Below are 15,885 nucleotides of genomic sequence, written 5' to 3'. Positions count from 1 at the left end.
GCTGCCACGAAGAGATGGAACGAGGGGAGGCATCATGAAGACGATCAAGGGACCCGCGCTGTTTCTGGCGCAGTTCGCGGGCGACGAGGCGCCGTTCAACAGCTGGGAAGACATCACCCGCTGGGCCGCCGACTGCGGCTACAAGGGCGTGCAGGTGCCAAGCTGGGACGGGCGGCTGATCGATCTGGACCGCGCCGCTGAAAGCCGCGACTATTGCGATGAATTCAAGGGCCGCGCCGCCGAAAACGGCATCACCGTCACCGAACTGTCGACGCATCTGCAGGGGCAGCTTGTGGCGGTGCATCCGGCTTACGACGTGGCCTTTGACGGGTTTGCGCCCGCCAGCGTCCACAACAACCCCAAGGCACGGCAGGAATGGGCGGTGGATCAGGTGCGCAAGGCGCTGACCGCCTCGCGCAACATGGGTCTGACCGCACAGGCGAGCTTTTCCGGCGCGCTGGCATGGCCCTATGTCTATCCGTGGCCGCAGCGCCCCGCCGGGCTGGTCGAGGCGGCGTTTGACGAGCTTGCGGCGCGCTGGCGTCCGATCCTTGACCATGCCGAAGAGATGGGGATTGACCTCTGCTACGAGATCCATCCGGGCGAGGATCTGCATGACGGCATCAGCTTCGAGATGTTCCTTGAGCGTGTCGGCAACCACCCGCGCTGCAACATGCTTTACGATCCCTCGCATTACGTGCTGCAGCACCTTGATTACCTTGACAATATCGACATCTACGCCGAACGCATCCGCATGTTCCACGTCAAGGATGCCGAGCTGAACCCGACCGGTCGGCAGGGTGTCTATGGCGGCTTCCAGTCCTGGGTCAACCGCGCGGGCCGGTTCCGCAGCCTTGGTGACGGGCAGGTGGATTTTGGCGCGGTCTTCTCGAAGATGGCCGCCAATGATTTTGACGGCTGGGCCGTGGTGGAATGGGAATGTGCGCTCAAGCATCCCGAGGATGGCGCGCGCGAAGGCGCGGCTTTTGTGCGCGATCACATCATCCGCGTCACGCCGCATGCCTTTGACGATTTTGCGGCAGGTGGCACCGATGACGCGGCCAACCGCCGGATGCTGGGGATCGACCGATGACACGGATCAGACTGGGCATGGTGGGCGGCGGCAGCGGCGCCTTCATCGGGGGCGTGCACCGGATCGCGGCGCGGCTCGACGGGCGGTTCGATCTGGTGGCGGGGGCGCTGTCCTCCACGCCTGCGAAATCGAAGGCAAGCGGCGCGGAGCTGGGGCTTGATCCCGACCGCTGCTATGGCAGCTTCGCCGAAATGGCCAAGGCCGAGGCCGCGCGCGCCGATGGGATCGAGGCGGTGGCGATCGTCACCCCGAACCACATGCATTACCCGGCGGCGCGGGCCTTTCTGGCGGCGGGGATCCATGTGATCTGCGACAAGCCGCTGACCGCCACCGATGAAGAGGCCGAGGCGATGGCGCAGGCCGTCGCGGGCTCTGGCGCGCTGTTCATCCTGACCCATAACTACACCGGCTATCCGATGGTGCGGCAGGCCCGCGCCATGGTGGCCGAGGGGGCTGTGGGCCAGATCCGGGTGGTGCAGGTCGAATATCCGCAGGACTGGCTGACCGATCCGGTGGAACAAGCGGGCGACAACAAGCAGGCCGAATGGCGCACCGACCCTGCCCGCTCTGGCGCGGGCGGATCGGTGGGCGATATCGGCACCCATGCCTATAACCTTGCCTGTTTCGTGACGGGCCTTGCCGCCGAAAGCCTTGCCGCCGATCTGCAAAGCTTCGGCCCGGGGCGGCAGCTGGATGACAACGCCCATGTGCTGCTGCGCTTTGCCGGTGGCGCGCGCGGGATGCTCTGGTCCAGTCAGGTGGCGCCGGGCAATGAAAACGGGCTGCGGCTGCGGATCTATGGCGACCGGGGCGGGCTGGAATGGGCGCAGGAACAACCGAACGCGCTGTGGCATACCCCCCATGGCGAGCCGACGCGGCTGATCCGCCGCAATGGCAGCGGCGCGCATCCGGCAGGCACGGCGGTCAGCCGCATCCCGGCGGGCCATCCCGAGGGCTATCTTGAAGCCTTTGCCACGCTTTATTCCGAAGCGGCGGAGGCGATCCGCGCCGTCCAGCAGGGCACCGACCGCGACACCGCGCGCGGGTTGCTGCCCGGCATCGAGGATGGCATGGCCGGAATGCGCTTCATCGCCGCCTGCGTCGCCTCGTCGCGGCGCGACGCGGCCTGGACCGCGCTGTGACGGCTGTGCCGGTTCTTGCCCTGCGCGGGATCCGGCGCAGCTTCGGCCCCGTGGAGGTGCTGCACGGGGTCGACATCGCGCTGCATCCCGGAGAGGTCCATGCGCTGATCGGCGAAAACGGGGCGGGCAAGTCCACCACCATGAAGATCATGGCGGGCTACCAGCCCCCCAGCGAGGGCGATATCCTGATCGACGGTCAGGTGACCCGGCTTGCCAGCCTGCATGAGGGCGAAGAGGCGGGGATCGTGATGATCCATCAGGAATTCAACCTCGCCGAACAGCTGACCGTCGAACAGAACGTGTTTCTGGGGCGGGAGCTGCGGCGCGGGCTGCTGGCCGACCGCGCCGCCATGACGCGCGAGACGCAGGCCCTGCTGGACCGGCTGGGCTGCGCCGTGTCTCCGGGGGCGCGGGTGTCGGAGCTGTCGAACTCCGACAAGCAGATGGTCGAGATCGCCAAGGCGCTGTCGCGGCGGGCGCGGGTGCTGGTGATGGACGAGCCGACGGCGGTGCTGACCCATACCGAGGCGGAGGTGCTGTTCGAACAGGTCCGCGTGCTGCGCGCCGCCGGGGCCGCGATCCTGTTCACCTCGCACAAGCTCGACGAGGTGCGCCGCATCTCTGACCGGGTCACCGTCATGCGCGACGGCGCCGTGGTGCATAGCGGCCCCACGGCGGACATCAGCGAGGACGAGATGGCGACCCGCATGGTCGGGCGCGACGTGTCCGTGCTCTATCCGCCCCGCCCGGCCACCCCGCCGCAGGAGGTGGTGCTGCGCCTTTCGGGGCTGGAGGTGCCGGGCCATGTCGAGGCGCTGGATCTGGATCTGCGACGGGGCGAGATCCTCGGGCTTGCCGGGCTTATCGGCGCGGGCCGCACCGAGGCGATGGAGGGCATGTGCGGGCTGCGGCCCGCGCGCATGACGGCGCTGGAGATCGAGGGCAAGCCGGTCAGCATCCGCAGGCCCGCCGACGCGCTGGCGCACGGGCTGTGCTACCTGACCGAGGACCGCAAGCTGCGCGGGCTGCTGCTGGACAAGGGCCTGCGCGAGAACCTGACGCTGCAGGCGCTGTGGAAATTCGGGCGGGTCTTTGTCGACACCGCCGCCGAGGAACGCGCGCTGGACGAGGCGATCACCACCTTTGACATCCGCGCGGGCGACCGGCGGGTGCGGGCGGGCAACCTGTCGGGGGGCAACCAGCAGAAGCTGCTGCTGGCCAAGACCATGCTGTCAGAACCGCGCATCCTTGTGGTGGACGAACCGACGCGCGGCATCGACATCGGCACGAAACAGCAGATTTACGCGTTTCTGCGCGAACTTGCGGCGCAGGGCCATGCTATCATCATGGTCTCGTCCGAGATGCAGGAGGTGATCGGCCTGTCGGACCGGGTGGCGGTGATGCGGCGCGGCAGGCTTGCGGGCGTGCTGGAGGGGCCTGCGGTCAGCGAGGAGGCGATCGTGCGGCTGGCAATGGGGATCGGGGCCGGACCGGCAGCGGCGCGGGACAGCGCTGGTGCCGGCGCGGCCCGGCGGGAGGAGGCCTGACATGGCGATGACGGATGCGGAACAGGGATCGAAGGCGCGGACCCGCCTGCCCCCGATGACGGTGCTGGGGCCGATCCTTGCGCTGGTGATCCTTGTGCTGGTGGGGGCGGCGCTCAATTCCAATTTCCTGAGTGCGGCGAACCTGACCAACGTGCTGTCGCGCTCTGCCTTCATCGGCATCATCGCGGTCGGCATGACCTTCGTGATCACGGCGGGCGGGCTTGACCTGTCGGTGGGGGCCATGGCGGCCTTCATCGCGGGGCTGATGATCCTTGTGATGAACGCGGCCCTGCCCGCGCTGGGGCCGGGCGTGCCCATCGTGCTTCTGGGCATGGCGGTGGCGCTGCTGGCGGGGCTGGTGGCGGGGCTGCTCAACGGTTTCATGGTCACCACGCTGGGGATCGAGGCCTTCATCGTGACGCTGGGCACCATGGGCATCTATCGCAGCCTTGTCACATGGCTTGCCGATGGCGGCACACTGTCGCTTGATTTCGGCCTGCGCACCTATATCCGGCCCATCTATTTCGACGGCATCCTTGGGATGACATGGCCGATGATCGTCTTTGCGCTGGTGGTGATCGTGGGCGAAATCCTGATGAGCCGCGGCGTGTTCGGGCGGCACTGCGCCGCCACCGGCAGCAACGAGCATGTGGCGCATTATTCCAACGTGCGCGTGGGCCGGGTGCGGCTCATCACCTATGCCATGCTGGGCCTGCTGGTCGGCATCGCCACCATCATGTATGTGCCGCGCCTCGGCTCGGCCTCCGCCTCCACCGGCGTGCTGTGGGAGCTGGAGGCGATTGCCGCGGTCATCATTGGCGGCACCGTGCTCAAGGGCGGCTTTGGCCGGGTCTGGGGCACCGTGCTGGGGGTGCTGATCCTCGGGCTGATCGAGAACATCCTGAACCTGACCGATCTTGTCTCGCCCTATCTCAACGGTGCGATCCAAGGGGTCATCATCATTCTCGCTGTGATCTTGCAGCGCGAAGGCAGGTCGGCCTGAGGGAGCGGGCCACCTCATCATCATCAGTGGAGGAACCAATGGGCATCACAATCAGGACAGCGCTGGCTGCGGGCGTGCTGACGGCGCTGGCCGCCCCGGCCATGGCGCAGGACATCACCGTGGGGGTGTCGATTCCGGCGGCCACCCATGGCTGGGCGGGCGGCATGAACTTTCATGCGCAGCAAGCCATCGAACGGCTGGAGGAGGTCTATCCGCAGGTCGATCTGGTGCTGGCCACCGCCTCCGACCCGGCAGAGCAGGTGTCCGACATCGAGGACATGGTGGCCACGCGCGGCATCGACGCGCTGGTGGTGCTGCCCTTTGAATCCGAACCGCTGACCGGGCCGGTGCAGGCCGTGGCCGAAAGCGGCGTCTGGATCACCGTGGTCGATCGCGGCCTGTCGGTGGACGGCATCGAGGATCTGTATGTGGCGGGCGACAACGCGGGCTTTGGCCGGGTCTCGGGCGAATTCATGGCCTCTGCCCTGCCCGAGGGTGGCAAGATCGTTGCGCTGCGCGGGATCCCCACCACCATCGACAACATGCGCGTCGAAGGCTTCGAGGCCGCGATCGAGGGCAAGAACATCGAGGTTCTTGGCATGGAGCATGGCAACTGGAACCGCGATGACAGCTTCACCGTCATGCAGGATTTCCTGTCGCGCTTCCCCGAGATCGACGCGGTCTGGGCCTCGGATGACGACATGGCGGTGGGTGTGCTTGCCGCGATCGAGGCGGCGGGCCGGGACGATGTCCAGTTCGTGCTGGGCGGCGCGGGCATGAAGGAGATGATCGCGCGGACCCGGGACAATGATCCGATGATCCCCGCCAACGTCACCTATCCGCCCGCGATGATCGCCACCGCGATCGAGCTGACCGTGGTGGGCCAGGTGTCGAGCGCGCCGGTGGCCGGAACCTTCACCATCGGATCCGAACTGGTGACGCCGGAAAACGCCGCAGAGTATTACTTCCCCGACAGCCCGTTCTGAAGGGATTGCGGCGGCCCTTCGGGGCCGCCGCAGTTTTTCAGAGGTAGCGGTTCACGAGGTTTTCGAGCCGCTCCTGCCGCCCCGACCGGGGCTGCGGATTGATCCCCTCCGCCTCGACCCGGGCTGTGATCTCGTCAAAGCCCTGCGTGCTCAGCATCGCCTGCGCTTCTGCGCTGTCCCAGCCCGCATAGCGCGCGTCGCGCGCCGCTTCGAGCTTGCCTTCTTCCAGCATCTTCGCCGCCGCCTTCAGCCCTGCCGCACAGGTGTCCATGCCGCCGACATGGCCAAGGATCAGATCCTCGGCATCCAGCGACTGCCGCCGCAGCTTGGAGTCAAAGTTGGTGCCGCCGGTGCTGAAGCCGCCCGCGCGCAGCACCTCGTAATAGGCCAGCGCGGTTTCTGGCACGTTGTTCGGGAACTGGTCGGTGTCCCAGCCGGACTGGTAGTCGTTGCGGTTCATGTCGATGGAGCCAAGGATGCCCAGCTCGCGCGCCAGCGCCAGCTCGTGCTCGAAGCTGTGACCGGCGAGGATGGCATGGCCCTGCTCGACATTGAGCTTCACCTCTTTCTCAAGCCCGAACTGCTTGAGGAAGCCATAGACGGTGGCCACGTCGTAATCATACTGGTGCTTGGTGGGCTCCTGCGGCTTGGGCTCGATCAGGATGGCGCCCTTGAAGCCGATCTTGCGCGCATACTCCACCGCCTGCGTCAGGAACCGGCCCGCCTGCTGGCGTTCGCGGCCCATATCGGTGTTGAGCAGGGTCTCGTAGCCCTCGCGCCCGCCCCAGAGCACGTAGTTTTCGCCGCCCAGCTGGTGGGTCGCGTCAAGGCAGGTCTTCACCGTCGCTGCGGCAAAGGCATAGACATCGGGATCGGGGTTGGTGGCGGCCCCGGCCATGTAGCGGCGATGGGTGAACAGGTTCGCCGTGCCCCAGAGCAGCTTGGTGCCCGTGGCCTCCATCTTGCCCTGCATGTAATCGGTGATTTCGCGCAGGTTGCGGGTGTTTTCGGCAAAGCTGTCGCCCTCGGGGCGCGCATCGGCGTCGTGGAAGGCGAAATAGGGCGCGCCAAGGATCTGGAACATCTCGAAGGCGACATCGGCCTTGAGCTTGGCCTTGGCCATGCCGTCGCCGAACCACGGGCGCTCGAAGGTCTGCCCGCCGAAGGGATCCCCGCCCACCCAAGCGAAGCTGTGCCAATAGGCCACCGAGAAGCGCAGATGCTCCTTCATCGTCTTGCCCATCACCACCTCTTCGGGGTCGTAATGGCGGAAGGCGAAGTCATTGTCGCTGTCGGGGCCTTCGTAGCGGATCGCAGGAATGCCGTTGAAAAAGTCTGTCATGGTTGTCTCGTCTCTCATCTGCCGGTGCCCCGGCTGGCCCAGACCAGCCCGCGGCGAAGGATTTCCTTCATCTGCGGGACGTCGAATTCGGAAGCGTTGTGGCCAAGGGCGGAGTAGAACACCCGGCCCTCGCCATGGTGGCGTGTCCATGCCACCGGCATCACCGTGCCCTTGACCCATGGCGCATGCGTGCCGTCAAAGCGGGTCACGGCAAGCACGTCATTGCCGGGATCGACATGCATGAAATACTGTTCGGAATGGTAGTCGAAATCCCCGATGCCCTGCATCAGCGGATGATCCGGCTGGGTGATCTCGACCCGGTAATCCATCATGTCGCCGGGATGCGCGACCCATTGCCCGCCCACCATGAACTGATAGGCGGGGGCGGCGCGGAACGTGTCGCCCATGCCGCCGTGAAAGCCCGCAAGCCCGGTGCCCGCCGCGATGGCGGCGCAGAGCCGCTCCAGCGGCTCTTTCTTGATCTCGACCTGCGTGCAAAGCGGCACGATCAGGTCGAACGAGGACAGATCCGCCTCGCCCAGCACCGCAACGCCCGGTTCGGAGCGCACGTCAAACCCTTCGTCCCGCAGCATTCCGGCCACCACGGCGGCGCAGGCCTCGGGGTCGTGCCCCTCCCAGCCGCCGTAAAATATAAGTGCTTTCTGGTTCATGCCACCTCCTCCTGCAGCGCGATTTCTCCGGTTCCCCGCTCGGCGAGCAGCGGCGCTGGCCGCTCGCAGCGCGTGGTCATCTCGATGGCGCGGCCCTCGCGGGCCGAGCGGTGCATCGCCTCCATCACCTCCAGCGCGTGCAGTGCCAGATCGCCGCTGGCGCAATGCGGCCCGCCCGAGGCGATGGCCCCGGCCATCTGGGCCAGCCCCAGCCCGCGGTAATTGCCGTCACCATGGCCGTGGCGCATCTGCTGCGGCTGCCAAGCCCCGTCGCGGTGCAGCTCCACCGTGCCGTCGAAGCGGTTGGGATCGGGCAGCGTCATGGATCCGGTGGTGCCATACAGTTCCAGCGGGCCGTGCCTGTGGGCGCGCACGTCGAAGCTGGTGGCGATCTGCACCAGCGCGCCCTGCGCAAATTCCATGACCCCCGCCAGATGGGTGTCGACCTCCACCGGCACGCTCTGTCCGGCGCGCGGCCCGGTCGCGATCTCGCGGCTGTCGCGCGACCGGCCCCCGAAGGCGGTGACCCGCGCCACCGGCCCCAGCAGGTTGAGCATCGCGGTGATGTAATAGGGCCCCATGTCCATCATCGGGCCGCCGCCGGGCGCGCTGTAGTAGAAATCCGGGTTCGGATGCCAGCGTTCATGGCCCGGCAGCATCAGGGTCGCGGTGCCCGCCACGGGGCGCCCGATCTCTCCGGCATCGACCAGCGCCCGCGCGGTCTGATGCGCGCCGCCCAGAAAGGTGTCGGGCGCGCATCCCAGCCGCAGCCCCGCCGCCTGCGCCGCGTCATTGAGCGCGCGCGCCTCGTCAAAGCTGCCCGCCAGCGGCTTTTCCGAATAGACATGCTTGCCTGCCGCCAGCGCGCGATGCCCGATCTCGGCATGGGCGGCGGGAATGGTCAGGTTCAGCACGATGCCGATATCCTCGCGCGCCAGCAGCGCCTCGACCGTCAGCGCCTCCACGCCATAGGCGCGGGCTTTTTCCTCTGCCGCCTCGGCGCGCAGATCGGCCACGGCGCGCATCTTGATCTGCGGGAACAGCGCCGCATTTTTCAGGTAGATGTCGCTGATGACGCCACAGCCGATGACGCCCACTCCGATCCCGCTCATGCCACGGCCTCCATTCGCTGTCCGTCCTGTCCAAAATAATGCAGCGCGCCCGGTTCCGGGCTCAGCCCCAGCTGCTCGCCCGCCTTGAGCCGCATGTGCCCCGGCAGCCGCACCGTGATCTCTCCCAGACCTTCGGCATCCATATAGGCGATGGTGTCGGCGCCCAGCGTCTCGACCACCCGCGCCCGCGCGGGCCAGAGCCCGTCGGTTTCCACCCGCAGATGTTCGGGGCGGATCCCCACCGTCTTGATGTCGTCGCGGGCCACGGCCCGGCCCGGCAGCAGGTTCATGCGGGGCGAGCCGATGAAGCCTGCGACAAATTCCGTGGCGGGGCGGTCATAAAGCTCCATCGGCGCGCCGACCTGTTCGATCCGCCCGGCCTTCATCACCACGATCTGGTCGGCCAGCGTCATCGCCTCCACCTGATCGTGGGTGACGTAGATCATCGTGGCGCCGATGGACTGGTGCAGCTGCGCCAGTTCCACCCGCATCTGCGTGCGCAGGGCGGCGTCAAGGTTCGACAGCGGCTCGTCGAACAGGAACACCTCGGGATGGCGCACGATGGACCGGCCAATGGCGACGCGCTGGCGCTGCCCGCCCGAAAGCTGGCCCGGCTTGCGGTCAAGATAATCCTCAAGCGACAGGATGCGCGCGGCCTCCGCCACCCGCTCGCGCCGTTCCGCAGCGGGCATCTTGGCCAGCCGCAGCCCGAAATCGATGTTCTGCGCCACCGTCATGTGCGGATAAAGCGCGTAGGACTGGAACACCATCGAGATGCCGCGATCCGACGGTTCCGCATCGGTCACGTCGCGCCCGCCGATGCGGATTTCGCCCTCGGTCGGATCTTCGAGCCCCGCGATCATCCGCAGAAGCGTGGACTTGCCACAGCCCGAAGGCCCCACCAGCACGGTGAAGGATCCATGCGGCACCTTCAGGTCAAGGCCCGGGATCACCGTCAGCGCGCCGAAGGTCTTGATGATGCCTGCCAGTTGCACGTCAGCCATGTTCGGCCCTCCTCGCCCGCCCGGTCATCAGCGGGGCTCGTAGTTGAAATGAAGGAAATCGGCGTGATGGCCCCGCCCCGAGGTGTCATGCGCGGCCATGCCGACAAAGGCGCCGGTGAAGTTGTTGCCCGGCCCGTTGCCCGCCTCGTCAGAGATCGCGGACTGGTCGAGCGTGACCCCCAGATCGGTCCAGTCAGCCCCCGGCAGGGCATAGCGGAAGCGCAGGGTCATGCCGTCCACGTCGCAGCCCAGCCGGACCGGCCCGGTGGCGGGCAGATCGACCGGGGCGGCGAGCGGCTGCACCATCCGCAGCATCGGCCAGTCGGCGGGACAGCTGAGCACGGTCAGCTGGCGCTGCCCCTCCTCCCCCGCCGTCACCGCAAGGTAGTGGAACTTGAACCCGTTATACCACGCGATCAGGCCCGCAAACTGCTGGTAGGTTTCCGGGGCGAAGTCGATTTCGGTTTCGGCGGAATAGGCGATGTCGGTCTGGCGCCGCGCCACCAGGGCGTGGTCGAAATGCGATCCCGGCGCCTCGCGCCCGTAAAGCCGCAGCGCGCCGGGCCGTGCGTCCAGCGAGAAAAGCCGGGCGCTGTCGGGGCTGCGCAGCCACTGGAAGGCGGGCGGCAGCGCCCCGGGGGCAAAGGTGGTGCGGGCGGGCTCTGGCGAGAAGCGGTGTTCGGGCAGGTCGGGCGCGGGCGCCGTCGCGGTCGGCACGCAGCCGCCATGGGCAAGGCGCGGAAATTCCCCCGCAGGCCAGATCAGTTTCTGGATCGCGGTTTCCCGGCCCAGCGGCGAGCGGCGCGCATCCTCTTCGTGGATCCCCACGACCCGGCCGGGGGCTGCGCCGCGCGTCTCCTCCAGCGGGCGGGAGCAGAGATGCACGAGGTAAAACTCGCCATTCTGCGTCTCGACGATATCGGCATGGCCCGCGCGCTGCAGCAGCGCCTCGGGCGCGTCCTTGGAGGTCAGCAGATGCTTTTTCGGATCGGTCTCGTAGGGGCCGAACAGATCGCGAGACCGGGCCATGGTCGCGGCATGGTCATAGCCGGTGCCGCCTTCGGCGGTCAGCAGCCAGTACCAGCCGTCGCGCCGGTAAAGATGCGGCCCCTCGGTCAGCTTGTGATCGGTGCCGCGATAGATGTTGCGCACCTCGCCCACCAGCCGTTGCTCTGCCACGGAATATTCCTGACAGACGATGCCACCGAACTTGCCACCGCCCTGCTGGCGGTGATCCCAGATCATGTTGACCAGCCATTTGCGCCCGTCCTCGTCATGAAAGAGCGAGGGGTCGAACCCCGAGGAGTTGAGATAGACCGGATCGGACCACGGCCCGTCGATGCTGGGGGCGGTGACAAGATAGTTGTGGCTGTCCTTCCACGCGCCGTCGCGGCGTTTGACATCGGTATAGATCAGCCAGAACTGCCCGTCGGCATGGGTCAGGCACGGCGCCCAGACCCCGCCCGAATCCGGATCGCCGCGCAGGTCAAGCTGCGCCGCGCGGGTCAGGGGCCGGGACACCAGCCGCCAATGCGCCAGATCGCGGGAATGATGGATCTGCACGCCGGGATACCATTCGAAGGTCGATGTGGCGATGTAGAAGTCGTCGCCCACCCGGACGATTGACGGATCGGGGTTGAAGCCCGGCAGGATCGGATTGCGGATCTCGGTCACTTTGGTCATCCCTTGACGGCGCCGCCGGTCAGGCCTGCGACGATGTATTTCTGGGCGGCGAGGAAGAAGACGATGGCGGGCAGGATCGTCAGCGTGACGAAGGCCAGCGTGCGGTTCCATTCGGTCACGTATTCACCGCGGAACTGCATCATCCCCAGCGGCCATGTGAAGGCTTCGCGCGAGTTGAGCACGACCAGCGGCAGCAGGAAGTTGTTCCAGCTCTGCACGAAGACGAAGACGCCCACGGTGGCGAGGATCGGCGTGGAGAGCGGCAGCGTGACCTGCCAGAAGAACCGCACATAGCCGCAGCCATCGATCCGTGCCGCCTCGAACAGCTCTTTCGGCAGCTGTTCGAAGAAGGTCCGGAACAGCAGGATCGCCAGCGACAGGCCAAAGGCGGTCTGCGGCAGGATCACCGCCCAGTAGGTGTCCAGCAGGCCGATGTCGCGCACCTTGATGAAGAGCGGCAGGATCGCGGTGGCGAAGGGGAACATCAGCCCCAGCAGCAGATAGGAGAACAGCATCCGCGAGCCGAAGAAGCGGATCTGCGCAAAGACATAGGCAGCGGCGGATCCGACGATCAGCGTCAGCACCACGGTCCCGGTGGAGATCAGCAGCGAATTGCCCAGATAGCTCCAGAACCGCGGATCGGCGAGGATCGAGGCGTAGAAGCTGGCATCCCACTGCTGCGGCAGCGCGAAGGCGTTCATGCGGATTTCCGCGTTGCTTTTGAACCCGCCAAGCGCCGTGGCCAGCATGGGCGCCAGCACGAAGCTGGCCACCACGCAAAGGATCGTGACGCGGGCGAAGTTGCGCCAGAAATGGCTGCGGGTCATGGCTTGGTCCCCTTCATGAAGATGCGCTGGTAGAACAGCGCCACGACGATGGCGGCGAGGAACAGCAGCACGCCCACGGCGCTGCCAAAGCCGATCTTCAGCCGGGTCAGTCCGAAGCTGTAGAGATAGGTCACGATGGTATGGGTCTGGTTCGACGGTCCGCCATTGGTCAGCGGGATGATGACGTCAAACACCTGCAGCGCGCCGATGATCGCAAAAAACGCGCTGACCACGATGGCAGGCTTGATCTGCGGGATCTGCACATAGCGCACGATCTGAGGCCGCTTGGCGCCTTCGATCTTGGCAGCCTCGATCAGATCCTCGGGCACGCCCTGCAGAGCCGCGATGTAGATCATCATGTGAAAGCCGAAATATTTCCAGACGATCACGGTCATGACCGCGACAAAGGCCCAGTCCCGGTCAGCAAGGATGAAGAAGCTTTCCTGCCCCATGGACCGTGCGAGGGAGGCGGTGACGCCATAATTGCCGTCGAACACGAAGCTCCAGATCAGGCCCGCTGCCACTTCGGCAAGGATGTAGGGCACAAAAAAGATCAGCCGGAACAGCGCGTTGGTCGGCGTCTTGCGATAGATCAGCAGCGCCAGAAACAGCGCCAGCGGCATCTGGATCAAGAGCGAGACAGCCACGATCTTGAGCGTGTTGCCCATGGCGGTGTGAAACACCGAATGCCCGGCGATCTGTTCGAAATTGCGCAGGCCGACATAGTCTTCGGGCGTGCCGTAGCCGTTCCAGTCGAAAAAGGCGTAATAGCCCGATTCCGCCAGCGGCAGGATCACAAACAGGCTGAACAGGATCAGCGCCGGGGGCAGCAGGATCGCGATGGCGGCAAGGCGGCTGGAGCCCATTCCGCGCCGACGGCGCGCGCGTTTCCGCGATGCGGCCGCGCGGGCATCGATCATCTCCATGGAGTGCGTCTCCGTCTCGGGGGAAAAAGGGCGCGCGTCCGCAAGGACACGCGCCGGGGGAAGGCTTAGCGGAACTGCCAGGCCTCCTCGACCTGTGCCGCGGCCTCCTCGGGCGTGATCACGCCCTGCGCCAGATCGGCGGAGATGTCGTTCACCGTGGCCCCAACCGAGGCGCCAAGGAACTGGTCAAGGAAGATCTGGTGATAGCTGGCTGCCGCGATGTCCTGCGCAACCTGCTGGAAGAACGGGTTTTCCAGCGCCTCTCCGGCCCCCTTCACGATCGGGATGAAGATGCCTTCGCGCGCAACTTCTTCCTGATGATCGCGGTTGAGCAGGAAGGTCAGGAAATCCACCGCGCCATCGGTTGCATCCGACGTGACGGCCCAGCCGTTCATGCCGCCCAGCGTGGCGCTGTCGCCGCCCTCTGCCACCGGATCGGACACCGCCGGGAAGGAGATGATCGCCATCTGGTCATCGGGCAGGCCTTCGCCGCTTTGCGACCGGCCCCGCATCGGCAGGTAATCCCAGTCGCCCATCAGGTGCAGCGCGCCCTTGCCATCGGCAAACATGCCGCTGGCGGTTTCATAGGTGGTGCCCATGAAGCCGGGCTGGAACGGCTCCATTTCGGTCAGCTTCTGGAATTCTTCGCCAGCGGCGACAAAGGGCTCGGCCTCGAACCCGCCATCCTCGCCGTTCATCGCCGCCGTCACGACCTCGGCCCCGCCTTCGCGCAGCGCCAGATAGCTCCAGTAGAAATGCAGCGGCCATTTGTCCTGCCCGCCCACCACGATCGGCGTCACGCCCGCGTCCTTCATGGTCTGCACCGCAGCCAGCAGGTCATCCCATGTCTTGATCGCGGTATGATCGACGCCCGCCTCTTCGGTCAGCGCGGTATTGACCCAGAACACCACCTCGGTGGCGTAAAGCGGCAGACCGTGCAGGGCGCCATCCACGGTATAGGCGGTCAGCGCCGCGTCGGGGAAGGTGCTGCGCACCTCGTCGGAGAGCTCGCCCGAGATATCCTTCAGGAACCCGGCTTCGGCCTGTTCGACCAGCGTCTGGCCAGCCCAGCTGTAGAAAATGTCGGGCCGGGCGTCGGACTGCAGCAGCGTCGGCAGCTTCGACTTGTAGGCCTCGTTGGCGATATATTCGAACACCACGTCCACATCGGGGTTCTGCGCTTCGTAAGCGGCCTCGACGCGGGCATAAAACGCCTGTTCGGGGTCGCTGGGCTGCACCCGCAGCACGCGGATTTCTTCCTGCGCCATGGCGGCAGTGCCCCATGCGGCGCTGGCCAGCAGGGCTGTCTTGACGAACAGTTTCATTGGTCATCCTCCCAGATTGAGCCCGAATCCCGATCCTCCTCGACCGTGATTCTGCACCATTTTGACTAACGTACATCAGATTTGACCAACGTACATCAAGAAAGAGCGGGTATGCAATCCCGCTTTTCCGGACCGGACCCTAGGGCAGGTTGTCGCGCAGGAAAATTTCGGTGTGGATGATGCCGGTGCGCGGATCGACCGGCACCGCCTCGATCAGGTTGCGCATGATGATCAGGGCGCTGGCCACTTCCTTGTGAATATCCTGCTGCAGCACGGCGTCGAACACCCCATCCTGCAGCGCCGCGCGCGACTGGTCTGTCAGTTCGTGCACCACCACCAGCGGGCGCGGGCTGGACTTGGCACGGTCCAGCGCGGCGCGCAGGCCCCGGTTGCCGCCGCCAAGGCTGTAGATCCCCACAATGTCGCGACAATCCTGAAGTACGTTGGTCAGAAGCTCGTCGACCCGCGCCGCCTCGTCGCCGCCTTCGACCGGCGGCAGCAGCTGCAGATCGGGAAATTCCGCATGCATGACCTGTTCAAAGCCCAGCCTGCGCTCCACATGGTCGCGCACCAGCATGGATCCCGCGATGATCGCGATGCGGCCGGGGCGGCCCTGACAGAAGCGCCCCAGCAGTCCGGCGGCGGTGCGCCCGGCGGATACGTTGTCGATGCCGACAAAATGCCCGCGCGCCGAGGCCGACAGATCCGAAATCAGCGTCACCACCTGAATCCCCGCGCCGCGCAGGTCCGACACCGCCTGCCGCACCTCGGCGGATTCCGTCGCGACCATCACCACGCCATCCACCGCCTGCTCGCGGGCGCGCCGCAGATCCGCCGCCAGCGCCCGCCCGTCAAACGGCGGCACCAGCGATACGCTGATTTCCGTGCGATCGCGCAGCGCAAGGCGTGCGTGGCTGTCCAGTTCGGCGGCCAGATTGCGCATGAAGCTGTTGGGCCCGTCCGGAATGGCGAAATGTATACGGTAGACCCGCTTGCGCGACAGGTTGGCGGCCATGATGTCGCGCTCATAGCCAAGCTGCTTCATCGCGGCGCGGACCCGCTGCTGCGTTGCCTGCCGCACCCCGTCGCGCCCGTTCAGAACCCGGTCGACGGTGGACAGGCTGACATTGGCCACGCGCGCCACATCATGCACGGTCGGTCGTGACATATCGCAGCTCTCCTTACTTCTTGTCCCACTCCCGGTTAGACCAGCGCCGGGACGCC

The 15,885-nt window shown here is 66.3% G+C and carries 14 protein-coding genes; 5 read left to right on the top strand and 9 right to left on the bottom strand.

The annotated features are described in order from the left end of the window. Positions 1-34 precede the first annotated feature (34 nt). The 5 genes from BLR51_RS17165 to BLR51_RS17145 are packed head-to-tail and all read left to right on the top strand — an operon-like array spanning position 35 to position 5,771. On the top strand, positions 35-1,093 hold the full coding sequence (locus BLR51_RS17165; RefSeq protein ID WP_089849253.1) for a sugar phosphate isomerase/epimerase family protein: 1,059 nt from the start codon (positions 35-37) through the stop codon (positions 1,091-1,093). After that, entirely contained in the window at positions 1,090-2,235 is a 1,146-nt protein-coding gene (locus tag BLR51_RS17160; protein ID WP_242656764.1) for a Gfo/Idh/MocA family protein, read from the top strand. Before BLR51_RS17165 ends, BLR51_RS17160 begins: the two co-directional genes overlap by 4 nt. 5 nt (positions 2,236-2,240) lie before the next feature. Continuing rightward, positions 2,241-3,782, top strand: coding sequence for a sugar ABC transporter ATP-binding protein (locus BLR51_RS17155; protein WP_207543651.1), 1,542 nt, complete (start codon positions 2,241-2,243; stop codon positions 3,780-3,782). Between the two features lie 7 nt (positions 3,783-3,789). Beyond that, positions 3,790-4,785, top strand: a complete 996-nt coding sequence (locus BLR51_RS17150) for an ABC transporter permease (RefSeq protein WP_230795811.1) — start codon at positions 3,790-3,792, stop codon at positions 4,783-4,785. Positions 4,786-4,823: 38 nt separating this feature from the next. Further along, positions 4,824-5,771 carry an ABC transporter substrate-binding protein gene (locus BLR51_RS17145; RefSeq protein WP_089849245.1) on the top strand — a complete coding sequence of 316 codons (948 nt, stop codon included), beginning with the start codon at positions 4,824-4,826 and terminating at the stop codon, positions 5,769-5,771. Positions 5,772-5,808: 37 nt separating this feature from the next. Here the strand turns inward: BLR51_RS17145 and xylA are convergent, their stop codons facing one another. From xylA to BLR51_RS17100, 9 genes are all read right to left on the bottom strand, one after another. After that, complete coding sequence (xylA, locus tag BLR51_RS17140; protein WP_089849243.1) at positions 5,809-7,113, bottom strand: xylose isomerase; 1,305 nt, start codon at positions 7,111-7,113, stop codon at positions 5,809-5,811. A gap of 14 nt (positions 7,114-7,127) precedes the next feature. After that, positions 7,128-7,784 carry a ThuA domain-containing protein gene (locus BLR51_RS17135; protein WP_089849241.1) on the bottom strand — a complete coding sequence of 219 codons (657 nt, stop codon included), beginning with the start codon at positions 7,782-7,784 and terminating at the stop codon, positions 7,128-7,130. Further along, positions 7,781-8,896, bottom strand: coding sequence for a Gfo/Idh/MocA family protein (locus BLR51_RS17130; RefSeq protein ID WP_089849239.1), 1,116 nt, complete (start codon positions 8,894-8,896; stop codon positions 7,781-7,783). The genes BLR51_RS17135 and BLR51_RS17130 overlap by 4 nt, the downstream gene beginning before the upstream one ends. Next, positions 8,893-9,900: an ABC transporter ATP-binding protein gene (locus BLR51_RS17125; RefSeq protein WP_089849237.1), complete on the bottom strand. Its 1,008-nt coding sequence runs from the start codon at positions 9,898-9,900 to the stop codon at positions 8,893-8,895. Before BLR51_RS17125 ends, BLR51_RS17130 begins: the two co-directional genes overlap by 4 nt. A 27-nt stretch (positions 9,901-9,927) precedes the next feature. Next, positions 9,928-11,574, bottom strand: a complete 1,647-nt coding sequence (locus BLR51_RS17120; RefSeq protein ID WP_242656763.1) for a glycoside hydrolase family 43 protein — start codon at positions 11,572-11,574, stop codon at positions 9,928-9,930. 5 nt (positions 11,575-11,579) lie between these two features. Beyond that, positions 11,580-12,410: a carbohydrate ABC transporter permease gene (locus tag BLR51_RS17115; RefSeq protein ID WP_089849233.1), complete on the bottom strand. Its 831-nt coding sequence runs from the start codon at positions 12,408-12,410 to the stop codon at positions 11,580-11,582. Continuing rightward, on the bottom strand, positions 12,407-13,336 hold the full coding sequence (locus tag BLR51_RS17110; RefSeq protein ID WP_207543647.1) for a carbohydrate ABC transporter permease: 930 nt from the start codon (positions 13,334-13,336) through the stop codon (positions 12,407-12,409). The genes BLR51_RS17115 and BLR51_RS17110 overlap by 4 nt, the downstream gene beginning before the upstream one ends. A 65-nt stretch (positions 13,337-13,401) precedes the next feature. Then, positions 13,402-14,661, bottom strand: a complete 1,260-nt coding sequence (locus tag BLR51_RS17105; protein ID WP_089849231.1) for an ABC transporter substrate-binding protein — start codon at positions 14,659-14,661, stop codon at positions 13,402-13,404. A gap of 139 nt (positions 14,662-14,800) precedes the next feature. After that, entirely contained in the window at positions 14,801-15,829 is a 1,029-nt protein-coding gene (locus BLR51_RS17100; protein ID WP_089849229.1) for a LacI family DNA-binding transcriptional regulator, read from the bottom strand. Positions 15,830-15,885: the final 56 nt, after the last annotated feature.

Source organism: Salipiger marinus, assembly GCF_900100085.1.
Classification (GTDB): Bacteria; Pseudomonadota; Alphaproteobacteria; order Rhodobacterales; family Rhodobacteraceae; genus Salipiger; species Salipiger marinus.
This window is presented reverse-complemented; position numbering and strand designations above follow the sequence as displayed.